The organism is uncultured Bradyrhizobium sp., assembly GCF_936928535.1.
Taxonomy (GTDB): domain Bacteria; phylum Pseudomonadota; class Alphaproteobacteria; order Rhizobiales; family Xanthobacteraceae; genus Bradyrhizobium.
The window spans coordinates 119,469-133,013 of sequence record NZ_CAKZHY010000173.1 but is presented as its reverse complement, the minus strand read 5'-3'; the positions used below and the strand labels follow the sequence as shown (position 1 = coordinate 133,013).

Sequence of the window (13,545 nt, the reverse complement as noted above, 5' to 3'; positions counted from 1 at the left end):
GATACCCCTCACCCGGCTTCGCTTTCAGCGAAGCCACCCTCTCCCACAAGGGGAGAGGGTGCAGCGTGCGTCTTGGCTGGCTCTGTCACGCCCGCGGCGCGCAGCGGACATAGACCATGTTGCCGTAGCGGGTGGCGGCGTCCTTGTCGACGAAGCGGGTGATCATGACGCGGCCGTCGAAGGAGACGATCTCGCGGTCCTGCTCCCCGGGCGTCGGACCGGACGGGCCGATATAGTTCTTGCCGCTCGGCGAGCCCTTCAGCCGCAGCTCCTGGGGCGTCGCCTGGTCGGCCAGATGCATGATCACGCCGCCGGAGGAACCGGCGCCGATCACGTAGGGATTCTTGCACTGGGCCCTTGCCGCCGCCTCGGTGCGGGCACGGTCGGCCGGGTTCTGGAACGAAGCGAGGCCCCAGCGGCCGACGATTTCGTCGGCGCGGATCGAGGCCGGCATTTCCGGCGCGACGCCGGGCTCGGCTTCGGGCGCAGGCTGGGACGAGGAGAAGGACGGTAGGCTGAGGCCGCCGCCGCAGGCACCCAGCAGCAGCGACAGGCAGGAGGCCGCCGCCAGATTGGCAAGCGTGCGTGCGTGAGCTGAACTGATCATGGCATTCCCCCGAACAAGACCACGGCCGCATCCCTCCTGCAGCCAAGCGCAAAACCGCTGCCGGAGCAATGACGTCCTTTGATACGCCCGAGCCCCGAACAAGTTTCCAGTGCCACCATCCTATATCCGCCTCACCAATCGCTTAACCACCTTTGCTTGACAGGATCGCAGCCAAGCCATATCCCCTGCGCACTATTAGCACTCGGAAAGACCGATTGCTAAGCGCGCCGCCCCCTCGGCAAGAGGGGAAACGGCAGCGCCGCCCCCACCCACTTCCGCTGCTTTCGGAAAAGCGAGCCTCCAAAGGGAAACGTCATGGCTAAGTCCAAATTTCGTCCGCTGCATGACCGTGTCGTGGTCAAACGTATCGACGCCGAGGAAAAGACCAAGGGCGGCATCATCATCCCCGACACGGCCAAGGAAAAGCCGTCCCAGGGCGAAGTCGTCGCCGTCGGCCCCGGCGGCCGTGACGAGGCTGGCAAGCTGATCCCGATCGACCTCAAGGTCGGCGACCGCGTGCTGTTCGGCAAGTGGTCGGGCACCGAGGTCAAGATCGACAACGAAGAGCTCCTGATCATGAAGGAGTCGGACATCATGGGCGTGATGGCCTAAGGCCATCAGCCTGAACGCCCGCTGAATGCCATGCCCGGACCATCAGGTCCGGGCATCCATCATTCGGCCCGATATCACCAGACACGACACACACCACGACACATCAGGGATTGCAGACAATGGCTGCCAAGGACGTCAAATTTTCCGGAGACGCGCGCGATCGCATGCTGCGCGGCGTCGACATTCTCGCCAACGCGGTCAAGGTGACGCTCGGCCCGAAGGGCCGCAACGTCCTCATCGAGAAGAGCTTCGGCGCGCCCCGCATCACCAAGGACGGCGTCACCGTCGCCAAGGAGATCGAGCTCGAGGACAAGTTCGAGAACATGGGCGCCCAGATGGTGCGCGAGGTCGCCTCCAAGACCAACGACCTCGCCGGCGACGGCACCACCACCGCCACCGTGCTGGCCCAGGCCATCGTGCGCGAAGGCGCCAAGGCGGTTGCCGCCGGCATGAACCCGATGGACCTCAAGCGCGGCATCGACACCGCGGTTGCGGCTGTCATCAAGGACATTGAAAAGCGCGCCAAGCCGGTCGCCGCCTCCTCCGAGGTCGCCCAGGTCGGCACCATCTCGTCCAACGGCGACGCCGCCATCGGCAAGATGATCGCCCAGGCGATGCAAAAGGTCGGCAACGAGGGCGTCATCACCGTCGAGGAGAACAAGTCGATGGAGACCGAGGTCGACATCGTCGAGGGCATGAAGTTCGACCGCGGCTATCTCAGCCCCTACTTCGTCACCAATCCCGAGAAGATGACCGCCGAGCTCGAGGACGCCTACATCCTCCTGCACGAGAAGAAGCTCTCCGGCCTGCAGGCCATGCTGCCGGTGCTGGAAGCCGTGGTGCAGTCGGGCAAGCCGCTCGTCATCATCGCCGAGGACGTCGAGGGCGAGGCGCTGGCGACCCTGGTCGTCAACCGCCTGCGTGGCGGCCTCAAGGTTGCCGCCGTCAAGGCGCCGGGCTTCGGCGATCGCCGCAAGGCCATGCTGGAAGACCTCGCGATCCTCACCGGTGGCCAGCTGATCTCCGAGGATCTCGGCATGAAGCTCGAGAACGTCACGGTGAAGATGCTCGGTCGCGCCGGCAAGGTCGTGATCGACAAGGAGAACACCACGATCGTCAAGGGCGCCGGCAAGAAGCCCGACATCGAGGCCCGCGTCGGCCAGATCAAGGCACAGATCGAGGAGACCACCTCGGACTACGACCGTGAGAAGCTCCAGGAGCGCCTGGCCAAGCTTGCAGGCGGCGTCGCGGTGATCCGCGTCGGCGGCGCGACCGAGATCGAGGTCAAGGAGAAGAAGGACCGCGTCGAGGACGCGCTCAACGCCACCCGCGCCGCGGTGCAGGAAGGCATCGTCCCCGGCGGCGGCGTGACGCTGCTGCGCGCCAAGAAGGCGGTCGGCCGCCTCACCAACGCCAATGCCGACGTCCAGGCCGGCATCAACATCGTGCTGAAGGCGCTGGAAGCTCCGATCCGCCAGATCTCGGAGAATGCCGGCGTCGAGGGCTCGATCGTGGTCGGCAAGATCCTGGAGAACAAGTCCGAGACCTTCGGCTTCGACGCCCAGACCGAGGACTATGTCGACATGATCGAGAAGGGCATCATCGATCCCGCCAAGGTGGTGCGCACTGCGCTGCAGGACGCCTCCTCCGTGGCCGGCCTGCTGGTGACCACCGAAGCCATGGTCGCCGAGGCGCCGAAGAAGGAAGCCTCGCCCGCCATGCCGGCCGGCGGCGGCATGGGCGGCTTCTAGGTCGCCCGCTCCCTCGCAAAGTTGCGAAGGCCGCCTCCGGGCGGCCTTCTTTTTTGCCGATCCTGAGACGCGCTTTCCGATTCAACCTGTCGCCAAAACCCACTACGGTGGCGCGCCGATTCTGTTTCCTTTCAAGGATTTCGTCGATGCGCGCACTTTCGTTTTGCTCGATTGGCTTTCTGGCAGCCCTGCTTGCAGCTTCGCCCGAGGTCGCCTCAGCCCAGATGAAGCTGTCGCCGAAGGCCGCGGCGCCCGGCGGCACCGAGACGCGTTATTTCACCTCGATCGACGGGCTGATGGACGGCAATGCCGACGTGATCCTGAAGGAGACCAGGAGCGGCAAGTCGGTGACCGCGGCCGTGCTCGACGTCTGCTATCCCGTGGCGAAGAATTCCGATCGCAAGGATCGCTTCGTCGTCAATCTCCAGGTCTCCGGCCAGACCTTGACCGGCACGACCACGAGCCTCGGCGCCAAGGCGCCTGTCACGGTCAAGCTCACGCGCAAGCCCACCGGCGACACCTTTGAATTCCGTGGCCAGATCGGCATCGGCGGGGCCGTGACTGAAGTGACCTCGCCCGACAATTCCGATCTCAGCGAGAAGGAGTTTCTGGACAACCAGACCACCGACGACGGCATCACGCCGCAGCCGAAGGATTTTACCGAAGTCTCGCCGGAGGCGATCGCGGTCAAGGTCAAGCTCGATGCCGCGACCGACTTCCTGAAGAGCCTCAAGGGCCAGGACGTCGAGGTGACGCTCGCAAGCCTGACTGTCGGCTGTGACGCGCTGCGCGCCGGCGAGCAGACCATCAACATGTCGGTCGATCCGGAGCGCGCTGGCGCGCTGCTGGCAAAATTCAAGGCGATGCCGGGCGTCACCTCCGCCGGCTGGACCGCGGGCCTGATGGAAATGGATCGCACCATCCGCGTTGCCGCCGCCGACTGGCGCGACGGCGACAAGATCAACCGCGACAAGCTCGCCACCGCAATCGCCGGCGTTCTTAGCAAGACGCTCGCGGCCAAGCCTGTTACGCAGAGCTTCAGCCCCTCGACCGGCAAGCTCAAGCTGGTGTTCAAGCGGCCCAACCAGGATTTTCCCGCGCTCGAGCTTACCGACACGATCGAGGTCGCGGCGCTCGTCTCATCCGACAAGCCGGGATCGTCGGACAAGCTGATCATCTGGATCGGCAACCCCTCGACCACGACATCAGACGAAAGCACCGGCGCCAAGCTCAACGTGTCGGATGAGGCCACGGCCGACGAGGAAGGCGACCAGCCCGACGACGACGGCTCGGTCGATGCGCTCACCAAGGAGCTGAAAGGCCAGCGCTGGGACGCGGATAAGTCGGTGTGGAAGTGAGAACTATCGTGCCCCGGACGCAGCGCGATAGCGCTGCAGAGCCGGGGCCCAGGAGCTGCAAGCGAAGTCGTGGAGAGAGTCTGGGTCCCGGCTCTGCGGCGCAGCGCTTACGCTCTACGCCTTGTTCGGGACACAGGATCGCTAATTCCCGTTCTCCCGGAAGCGCAACGTCTTCGGGCCGATCAGCGTGAGCACCTCGCCCTGGCGCTTCCAGGTCTCGACGGCGGCGAGCGCGGCGACGAGATCGTCGTCGGCCTGGGCTTTTGCCGGCGGGCACGAACGATCCTGAATGGCGCCGGGAACGAAGATCACGGTGTTGCCGGCCACCGAGAACTGGCCCTTGCCGCCCTTGCACCAGAGCTCGAGCACGACCTCGCCATTGTCGCCGATCTCGATGTTCGGGATTCGCTTCGAGCCGGGCTGCGGCGCGGCCTCCAGCGTCATCTCGGTGCCGAACGGAAAGCCCTCTTGCGCATGCGCGACGGCGGACGTCACCAGCAACGCAGCCGCGGCACACACCAACTGCTTCAACGACACCATGAGACCTCTCGACCGACCCGATTTGCAGGGTCTTCTAGAGCCATTTCCGTTCCGATGGAATCGGAACGGGGCTCTAGATTCTCGTTTTGACGCGTTTTCTTGACGCGAACCGGCATCCACTTCGCTTGAAAACGCTCTATAAGACGGCAAAGCCTTTGAGAAGTTTCGTCGGTTCGAGGCACAAAAATCCCCGCGGGACGATCCCGCGGGGATTTGCGTTGAAGCCGGACGTCGGCCGCTACTTCAGCACGAGCTCCGTGAACGGATAGACATAGGCTTGCAACGTCACGAACACACCGACGAGGCAGGCCAGAACGATCGAATGCCAGAACACGAAGCGCAGGATGGAGCCTTCGTGGCCGTACCAGTTGGTCGCGGTGGAGGCGACGACGATCGATTGCGCGTCGATCATCTTGCCCATCACGCCGCCGGACGAGTTCGCCGCCGCCATCAGGATCGGCGACAGGCCGAGCTGTTGCGAGGTGATCTTCTGGAGGTTGCCGAACAGGATGTTCGACGACGTATCCGACCCGGTCAGCGCCACGCCCAACCAGCCCAGCAGGGTGCCGAAGAAGGGATAGAGCACGCCGGTTGCGGCAAAGGCGAGACCCAGCGTGGCGTCGACGCCCGAGAGCCGCGTCAGCGTGCCGATCGCGAGCATCGCCGAGATCGTGATCAACGAGATCGCGCAGAGCCGGATGGTGCGTCCGTATTCAACCAGCAGCCTGACAGGACCGACACCCATCAGGAAGCCGGAGATGATCGCCGCGATCAACATGCCGCTGCCCGTGAAGGACAGATAGGTGAAGCCGAACACCGCCGCTTCCTTGGTCGGCGCCGGCGCGACCGGCGGCATCTTGTTGATCATCTGGTGCAGTTCGGGAACGGCGTAGTTCCAGGTGAAGATCCCGTTCGCCCAGGTCTTGAAGCTACCATTGCCCCAGATCAGCATCACGACGCAGACGATGATCCACGGCAACAAGGCGCTGAAAAGTTCGTTCTGCGTCAGCGGCGTCTTGTCGAGCGGCTTTGCCGTCGCCATCGTCGCCGCCGATTCATCATGCCCGCGCAGCGCCGGCGACAGCCATAGCTGCCTCGGCTGCCAGACCTTCAGGAACAGGATCAGCGCGCCCATCGAGATCAGCGACGCACCGATGTCGACGATCCAGGGATTGACGAAGTTCGAGATCACGAATTGCGGGACCGCGAACGACACGCCGGTGACGAGGATCGCCGGCCAGACGTCCTTCATACCTCGCCAGCCCGCGAAGGCACACACCACCCAGAACGGCACGATCAGCGAGAAGATCGGCAATTGCCGTCCGACCATCGCGCCGAGGATGTAGGGATCGAGCCCGGTGACCGAGGCGAGCCCCTGGATCGGCGTGCCCAGCGCGCCGAAGGCGACCGGCGCGGTGTTGGCGATCAGCGAGAGGCCGGAGGCCGCAAGCGGCGAGAAGCCGAGGCCGATCAGCACGGCGCCGGTGATCGCCACCGGCGTGCCGAAGCCCGAGGCGCCCTCGAAGAACGCGCCGAACGAAAATGCGATCAGCAGCAATTGCAATCGCCGGTCCTCGGTGACGCCGCCGACCGCCCGCTTCAACAGCTCGAAGCGACCGGTGGTCACCGTCACCTGGTAGAGGAAGATGACGTTGAGAACGATCCAGCCTATCGGGAAGAAGCCGGTCACGATGCCGAGGATCGAGGCGCGGATCGACATGTTCACCGGCATGGTGAACACGAAGATCGTGATCAGGTTGGTCACGATCACGGCGATGATGGCTGCGATGTGAGCCTGAACACGACCGCTGGCGATCAGCACCAGCAACGTGACGACGGGTATCGCCGCCGCGATCGTCGACAGCACGGGGCTGTGCAACGGATCATAGATTTGATTCCACATGGACTTCCTCCCCCACGCATGTGTGCGGCAGGCGGCCCGCGTGGACGGCCAGACCTGCCTTGACGTTGCAAGCGATAACCCCCGAGTTGGACGCGAATTCCTCGCGAAAGCAGCGGTTCCCGCCTGCTCACAAGCTCGCGAAAATCTGGAGGCCCCCACCCCACGCCGTTATGCCCATGCTAGGGTTGCAAGCCGCGGCTAGCCAACGCAAATTGCAGAACTTGCGACTTTAGTCTAAGCGCGCCGCCTTTCTGCCATGGCCTCAGCCGCTTGGCGTCGGGGCCGCTGTTGATATCCCTCAGGAGATCCACCTCTGTGAACAATATCCGCGCCACGCTCGCGATCGTCTGGCGAATCGCCATCCCCTATTTCCGATCCGAGGACAAATGGGCCGGCCGTGGCCTGCTCGCCGCGGTAATTGCGATGGAGTTGGCGCTGGTCGCGATCAACGTCCTCGTCAGCCAGTGGCAGAACCGGTTCTTCACGGCCATCCAGGAATACAATCTGGACCGGTTCGTCACAGAGATCTGGATATTCATCGGGCTCGCATCCGTCTTCATCGCGCTCGCCGTCTACAAACTCTATCTGAACCAGTGGCTCCAGATCCGCTGGCGGCAATGGCTGACCAGGCACTATCTCGGCGAATGGCTCCATGACGCCACACACTACCGCATGCAGCTCACGGGTGACGCCGCCGACAACCCGGACCAGCGCATCACCGAGGACGTCAAGAATTTCGTCGAGCAAACGCTGGTGATCGGCTTGGGCCTGCTGTCGTCCATCGTGACGCTGGCCTCGTTCGTCGTCATCCTCTGGGGTCTGTCCAACAAGGCCCCTCTGCATCTTTACGGCACCGATATCGTCATCCCCGGTTTTCTGTTCTGGTGTGCGCTGCTTTACGCGGTGCTGGGTACGGCGCTGACGCACTGGATCGGCTCGCCGCTCATCAACCTCAATTTCGAGCAGCAGCGCTTTGAGGCTGATTTCCGCTTCAATCTCGTTCGCGTCCGCGAAAACTCCGAGCAGATCGCGCTGCTGAAGGGCGAAGGTGCCGAGCGCAGTCGCCTGCTGGACCGCTTCGGCTTCGTGATCGGCAATTGGTACGCGATCATGGGACGGACCAAGCGCCTGACCGCTTTCACGGCAAGCTACAGCCAGGCCGCGGTGATCTTCCCCTATGTGGTGGTGGCGCCAGCTTACTTCGCCAAGAGCATCCAGCTCGGCGACATGATGCAGACCGGCTCGGCTTTCGGCAGCGTGCAGGATGCCCTGTCCTTCTTCGTCACGGCTTACCGCTCGATCGCCGAATGGCGCTCGATCGTCGCGCGTCTCGACGGCTTCGAGATGTCGGTCGCAACAGCGGCAAACCTGCCGGCGCATCAGGCGACGATCGAGCTCAAGGCGGCCGCTGGCAGCCGCAATATCGCTCTTGAGAAGCTCTGCGTGTATCTGCCCAACGGCAGGCCTCTGGTCGCAGCCGACGGCTTCGCCATTCAGACGCCGGAACGCGTGCTCGTGACCGGGCCGTCGGGCTCCGGCAAATCGACGCTGTTCCGGGCCATTGCCGGCATTTGGCCGTTCGGCACCGGCAGCATCGTCGTCCCTGCTCAGGCGAAGCTGATGATGCTGCCGCAGCGCCCCTATTTCCCGGTCGGCGCACTCGGTGATGCCGTGATCTATCCGGCGGCGCCCGGCGCATTCCAGGCCGGCCAAATCCGGGACGCGGTCATATCGGTCGGCCTGCCCGACCTCGCCGATCGCCTCGGCGAGGACGGCCACTGGAACCGGATGCTGTCGCTCGGCGAGCAGCAGCGCCTCGGGCTCGCCCGCGCACTGCTGCATATGCCGGATTATTTGTTCCTGGATGAGGCCACCGCCTCGCTCGACGAACCCTCGGAGGCCCGCCTCTACCGGCTGCTGACCGAGAAGCTGCCCCAGGCCACCATAGTCTCGATCGGCCATCGCTCGACGCTCGAAGCCTTCCACACCCGCAAGGTGGCGATGGTGAAGGACGGCGCGATCCACGTGCTGGGCAAGGATGGAGCGCCCGCCGAACCGGAGCCGAGCACGGCGCGCTGAGGCGCTAGCGGGAAGCGTGCGGTTCGGGACGGTCGCTCCCCAAAATCGTCATGCCCGGGCCTGTCCCGGGCATCCACGCCTTTCGTCGTCGAGGATGCGCGTGGATGGCCGGGACAAGCCCGGCCATGACGATGCGGCAATATTTGCAACCTGCGAAGCCAGTCCCCAAAACAAAAGGGCGGCAGATTGCTCTGCCGCCCTTTTTAGTCAGTCTCGGGACACAACTTACTTCAGGTTGGTCATCGCCGTCAGGTCGAAGGACAGCTTGGCGATACCCGCCGCGCCGCACCAGTTCGAGCCAGCGCCACCCGGGTTGATCGGGGTGACGTTGGTGGTACCCGTGGCGTTGAAGGCGCTCGTGAAGGCGTTGCAATCACCCTTGTTCAGGTCGGTGTCGGAGTAGCGCAGATCGAGCGTGAACACCTTGTAGGTGAAGCCGACGCCGATGTTCCAGGTGTTGTAGTCCTTGTAGGGAATGCCGTTGGCGAAGACGGTGCCGGCACCGGTGCCGTAAAAGGCGTCCGAGGTGCCGAACCACTGCCGGCCGAATTCACCCGACACGTACATGCCGACGCCCGAAGCACCGAAGACCGTGCTGGGGGCGGTGTACTTGGCAGTCAACGACGCGTAGTTGCCCCAGGCACCCGAGTTCAGGAAGTTCGGCGAGTAGAACTCGGTCGCTCCGACCGTGAAGCTGTCGTTGATGGTGTAGTTCACCTTGCCGTAGACTTCGAAGAAGCTGACGTCCTTCTTCATGACGTTGCCGTCGGCGAGGAAGATGGTCGTGGTGCTGACGGCGCAGACGCCGCCGCCGGGAATGCCGCCGGTGAGCACGTTGTCGGCGCAGCTCCCGCCCGGATACAGATAGCCCCACACGCCGATATCGAAGGCCCAGGCACCAAAGGTCGGGCGGATACCGCCGTAGATGTCGATCTCGGCCGCTGCGCGGTTGGCGAACGAGATGCTCTCGCCGGACACGCCGACATAGAGCTGCAGGTCCTTGGTGACGTTGTAGCGCGGCTCGAAATAGGCCGCGACCGACGGCTTATGGTTCGACTGGGTCACGCCGCGGAAGATATAGTCGTTCATGACCGCGCCGCCGAAGGCGACATCCCAAGGATCGAACGCAGGCACGGGAGGAGCCTTCAGAGCCTTCATGGGCATGTCCGCCGCGAAAGCCGAACCCGTCACCATTGCCAGCGCCGTTGCCAACAAAGTCACTTTCTTCATTTCGATCCCCATCACCAAGTTCTAGACCCCGGCCGAGCTCCGGATGCCCCCGGGGCGCCCGACCTGATTGCAAATTTCATAACTGACGCAATCTGGATGGAGGGACGCAAAGCGAGAAGCAAAAAACACTGGCATTTGCCGCCTTTTTGGGCGTTCTGACGATTCCACGAAAGGTTGTCAGCCGGTGTTGCTTCTCGATCACATTATTTTCACGCCAAAGTGCACAGGGATGGCCGGGATACTACGGGGGCCCACGGCTCCGTGGCCCGCGCGCTACGAATCAGCTGACTCAAAAGGGGGTAGCCTCCGGGAGCCCCCACGGAGATGCAAAAAGGCCGCAGCATCGCGCTGCGGCCTTCCTGTTGTCGATCGGTCGCCTGAGGGGAAGCCCGGTCCGGTGGGCCCGGCCCTTGGCCTAACCTTGACCTAACCCTGCCCTTCGGCCGGCGTCGTTTCCGCAGAAGACGAAGGCATCGCCCAGCTTGTCTCAGCGGCCGGCTCTGGGGCCGGCGCGGCTACCGGGGCCGCCGGCTTCGGCGCGGGAGCTGCCTTCGCCTTCTTCGGTGCCGCTTTCTTCGCGGCTTTCTTCACGGCTTTCTTGGCGGCCTTCTTCGGCGCCGCCTTCTTCGCAGCGGCTTTCTTCGCTGTCTTCTTCGGTGCGGCCTTCTTGGCCGATTTCTTCGCTGCCTTCTTGGCAGACTTCTTGGCCGCCTTCTTCTTCGTCGCCTTCTTGGCCGCTACAACCTTCTTGGCCTTTTTGGCCTTCTTGCTTTTCTTCTTGCTCGCTTTCGCCATCGTGGTCCTCCTGTTGCCGCCGAACAATGGTCGATCGGGCATCTTCAGCAGTCACCTCAAGGCGAAAGCTCAGTGCGACGCGCTCAACGCCGGCCGCGATCCGCCCGTAGCCCAATCGAGAAGCTCAATCGTGTGTACGACCGGAACTGACGTGCCACTGGCAATCTGCACCATGCAGCCGATATTGCCTGCGGCAATCATGTCCGGCTTGACACTTGCGATGTTGGCGACCTTGCGATCGCGCAACCTGCCCGCAAGCTCGGGCTGGAGAATGTTGTAGGTCCCCGCCGAACCGCAACACAAATGGCTCTCTGGCACATCTTTCACCACGAATCCATTCTTGGAAAGCAATTCTTTCGGAAGGCCCGTGATTTTCTGCCCGTGCTGCAACGAGCATGCGGAGTGATAGGCGACGACGATGTCGTGCTGTTGCGCGCTCGGTGCGAGGCCGAGACCGGCGACATATTCCGTGATGTCCTTCGCAAGCGCGGACACCTTCGCCGCATCGGCCGCGAAGGCAGCGTCCTCGCGCAGCAGATAGCCGTAGTCCTTGATGACGGTACCACAACCGGAGGTCGTCACCAGGATGGCGTCGAGCCCTTCGCCGGCGGCCTCCTTGCACCACGCTGCGACGTTGGCGCGGGCGCGCGCCAGCGCATCCTCGTCGTCGCCGAGGTGATGGGTGAGCGCGCCGCAGCATTGCTCATCCCTGACCAGCACGACCTCGATGCCGTGACGGGTGAGCAGGCTGATGGCAGCCTGGTTGATGCGCGGCGCCAGCACCTGCTGGGCGCAGCCCTGCAGCAGCGCGACCCGGCCACGCTTCTTGCCGAGCGCCGCGAACACGCTGCCCGGAAGTGCGCCCGGCGCCGGCAGCCGGTCGGGAGCCAGGGCCAGCATCGCCTTGAGGCGCTGGATCAGGCCCGGCGTGGCCGATGGCCGCGGCGTCGGCAGGAAGACCGCGAGGGGACGGGCCAGCTGTGCCAGCCGCATGCTGATGCGAAACCATTGCGGATCGGGCAGGACGAAGGCCAGCACCCGGCGCAGCAGCCGCTCGGCGAGCGGGCGCCGATAGCGCTGCTCGATCCTGACACGGGCCTGATCGACGAGGTGCATGTAGTTCACCCCGGACGGGCAGGTCGTCATGCAGGCCAGGCACGACAGGCAGCGATCGACGTGCTTGACCACCTCCGGTGTCGGTGTCTGATCCTTCTCCAGCATCTCCTTGATCAGATAGATGCGGCCGCGCGGGCTATCGAGCTCGTCGCCGAGCAGGACATAGGTCGGGCAGGTCGCGGTGCAGAAGCCGCAATGGACGCAGGCGCGCAGGATCTTGTCGGCTTCCGCGATGTCGGGGTCGGCAAGCTGCGCGAGTGAGAATTCCGTCTTCATGCCACGGCGCCCCGCCTCAAGCGTCCCCGGTTCAAGATCGACTTCGGATCGAAGCTGGCGCGGACCCGTTCGCTCAGGGCGGCGATACCAGGCGCTTGCGGGTGGAACACGTCGACGCCGCGCCTGACGTCCTCGGCTGCCCGGATCAGCGTTGCGTGGCCGCCGAACGCATCGGCGAGCTGGCGTACGGCGGGGGCGTGCGCGTCGGCCTTCGGCGGCAGCGCCGCCCAGATCAGCCCGCCGCCCCAGTCATAGATCACGTCGCCGCCGGTCTCGCGCACCAATTGCGTGCCGAGCGCCGCCCCCGAGGCCGGCGGGCAGACGATCCGCCACACCGGCCAGGCGCCAAGCGCACCGCTGGCCGCGAACGGCAGCACGTCGCGGATGGCGGCCCAAAGGGCGGACGACGCCGTATCCTCGATCAGGGTCGCGGCGCCAAACGGCGCCAGCAGCTCGCGCAAGGAACCGGCGCGGTGACTGGCGGAGGCCGTGATGCCCTCGAGCCGCAGCGCGGTCACCGCCTCGCCCTGGCCGGCGATATCGCCGAGCCCGTCGGTCCTGGTTCGGAGCGCCTGATGCGGCAGATGCGCGGCGCCGGAGACATCGTAGGGCGAGCCGAGAGCCGCAGTCATCGCCTTGTTGGCGGCGGCATCATTGAGCCCACGCAGCAGCAGCGTCCGCTCGGCTTCGGGCTTCGGCATCACCTTGAGCGTCACTTCCGTCATGACCGACAGCGTGCCCCAGGAGCCGCTGAGCAGCTTGCAGAGGTCGTAGCCGGTGACGTTCTTCACCACCTTGCCGCCGGTCTTGAAGCTGTCGCCGAAGCCGGAGACGGCATGCGCCCCGAGCAGATGGTCGCGCGCCCCGCCCGCCTTGATCCGGCGCGGGCCGGCCAGACCCACCGCGATCATGCCGCCAATGGTTCCTGAGCCGGTCGTACCGAGCAGCGGCGCGGTGTTGATGGGCTCGAACGCGAATTGCTGGTTCTTGGCGTCGATCAGCGACAGCACGTCGGCCACCGGCGCACCGGCCTGGAGCGTGACGATCAATTCGTTCGGCTCATAGGAGGTGACGGCATTGAGCGCGGAGACGTCGAGCACGGCATTGGTCGCCATGGCGTGCCCGATGCTGCGCTTGTTGCCATGACCGATGATCTCGAGCGGCTGCTCATTGGCAATCGCCGCGCGCACCACCTCTTCGACGTCTTTGGCGTCTCTGACCCTGAGCGTATCCACGCGTCTAGCGGGTAACGAAATTTGGTCCGAAAATCAAATGCTA

General features: G+C 64.4%; 11 protein-coding genes. 4 read left to right on the top strand and 7 right to left on the bottom strand.

Features of this window, described 5'->3' with window-relative positions; genetic code table 11:
• Positions 1-85: 85 nt before the first annotated feature.
• Positions 86-607, bottom strand: coding sequence for a hypothetical protein (locus Q0687_RS35665; RefSeq protein WP_298887714.1), 522 nt, complete (start codon positions 605-607; stop codon positions 86-88).
• 315 nt (positions 608-922) lie between these two features.
• Here Q0687_RS35665 and Q0687_RS35660 point away from each other — a divergent pair, with 315 nt between their 5' ends.
• From Q0687_RS35660 to Q0687_RS35650, 3 genes are all read left to right on the top strand, one after another.
• On the top strand, positions 923-1,219 hold the full coding sequence (locus tag Q0687_RS35660; protein ID WP_014491914.1) for a co-chaperone GroES: 297 nt from the start codon (positions 923-925) through the stop codon (positions 1,217-1,219).
• A gap of 119 nt (positions 1,220-1,338) precedes the next feature.
• Positions 1,339-2,970: a chaperonin GroEL gene (gene groL, locus Q0687_RS35655; RefSeq protein WP_298887707.1), complete on the top strand. Its 1,632-nt coding sequence runs from the start codon at positions 1,339-1,341 to the stop codon at positions 2,968-2,970.
• A 146-nt stretch (positions 2,971-3,116) separates the two neighbouring features.
• Positions 3,117-4,328: a hypothetical protein gene (locus Q0687_RS35650; RefSeq protein WP_298887705.1), complete on the top strand. Its 1,212-nt coding sequence runs from the start codon at positions 3,117-3,119 to the stop codon at positions 4,326-4,328.
• A 141-nt stretch (positions 4,329-4,469) separates the two neighbouring features.
• Here Q0687_RS35650 and Q0687_RS35645 read toward each other — a convergent pair whose 3' ends face one another.
• Complete coding sequence (locus tag Q0687_RS35645) at positions 4,470-4,868, bottom strand: META domain-containing protein (RefSeq protein ID WP_298887703.1); 399 nt, start codon at positions 4,866-4,868, stop codon at positions 4,470-4,472.
• 238 nt (positions 4,869-5,106) lie between these two features.
• The gene (locus tag Q0687_RS35640) at positions 5,107-6,771 is read right to left on the bottom strand and encodes an L-lactate permease (protein WP_298887698.1); all 1,665 of its coding nucleotides are present in this window, start codon (positions 6,769-6,771) and stop codon (positions 5,107-5,109) included.
• A 315-nt stretch (positions 6,772-7,086) separates the two neighbouring features.
• On the opposite strand from Q0687_RS35640, the gene Q0687_RS35635 reads away from it, so the two are divergent.
• Positions 7,087-8,850, top strand: a complete 1,764-nt coding sequence (locus Q0687_RS35635) for an ABC transporter ATP-binding protein/permease (protein WP_298887695.1) — start codon at positions 7,087-7,089, stop codon at positions 8,848-8,850.
• 225 nt (positions 8,851-9,075) lie between these two features.
• Here the strand turns inward: Q0687_RS35635 and Q0687_RS35630 are convergent, their stop codons facing one another.
• The 4 genes from Q0687_RS35630 to Q0687_RS35615 all read right to left on the bottom strand — a co-directional run bounded on the left by Q0687_RS35630 (position 9,076) and on the right by Q0687_RS35615 (position 13,502).
• A complete protein-coding gene (locus Q0687_RS35630; RefSeq protein ID WP_298887786.1) occupies positions 9,076-10,044 on the bottom strand; it encodes a TorF family putative porin in 969 nt (322 codons plus the stop codon).
• A 462-nt stretch (positions 10,045-10,506) separates the two neighbouring features.
• Positions 10,507-10,875, bottom strand: coding sequence for a histone (locus Q0687_RS35625; RefSeq protein ID WP_298887693.1), 369 nt, complete (start codon positions 10,873-10,875; stop codon positions 10,507-10,509).
• Between the two features lie 69 nt (positions 10,876-10,944).
• Complete coding sequence (glcF, locus tag Q0687_RS35620; RefSeq protein ID WP_298887691.1) at positions 10,945-12,267, bottom strand: glycolate oxidase subunit GlcF; 1,323 nt, start codon at positions 12,265-12,267, stop codon at positions 10,945-10,947.
• Entirely contained in the window at positions 12,264-13,502 is a 1,239-nt protein-coding gene (locus Q0687_RS35615) for an FAD-binding protein (protein ID WP_298887689.1), read from the bottom strand. The genes glcF and Q0687_RS35615 overlap by 4 nt, the downstream gene beginning before the upstream one ends.
• Positions 13,503-13,545 lie beyond the last annotated feature (43 nt).

Bases quoted from the DNA above. Each gene is read 5' to 3' on its own strand.
- Q0687_RS35665 (WP_298887714.1), bottom strand. From the start codon at position 607: ATGATCAGTTCAGCTCACGCACGCACGCTTGCCAATCTGGCGGCGGCC.
- Q0687_RS35660 (WP_014491914.1), top strand. From the start codon at position 923: ATGGCTAAGTCCAAATTTCGTCCGCTGCATGACCGTGTCGTGGTCAAA.
- groL (WP_298887707.1), top strand. From the start codon at position 1,339: ATGGCTGCCAAGGACGTCAAATTTTCCGGAGACGCGCGCGATCGCATG.
- Q0687_RS35650 (WP_298887705.1), top strand. From the start codon at position 3,117: ATGCGCGCACTTTCGTTTTGCTCGATTGGCTTTCTGGCAGCCCTGCTT.
- Q0687_RS35645 (WP_298887703.1), bottom strand. From the start codon at position 4,868: ATGGTGTCGTTGAAGCAGTTGGTGTGTGCCGCGGCTGCGTTGCTGGTG.
- Q0687_RS35640 (WP_298887698.1), bottom strand. From the start codon at position 6,771: ATGTGGAATCAAATCTATGATCCGTTGCACAGCCCCGTGCTGTCGACG.
- Q0687_RS35630 (WP_298887786.1), bottom strand. From the start codon at position 10,044: ATGGTGACGGGTTCGGCTTTCGCGGCGGACATGCCCATGAAGGCTCTG.
- Q0687_RS35625 (WP_298887693.1), bottom strand. From the start codon at position 10,875: ATGGCGAAAGCGAGCAAGAAGAAAAGCAAGAAGGCCAAAAAGGCCAAG.
- glcF (WP_298887691.1), bottom strand. From the start codon at position 12,267: ATGAAGACGGAATTCTCACTCGCGCAGCTTGCCGACCCCGACATCGCG.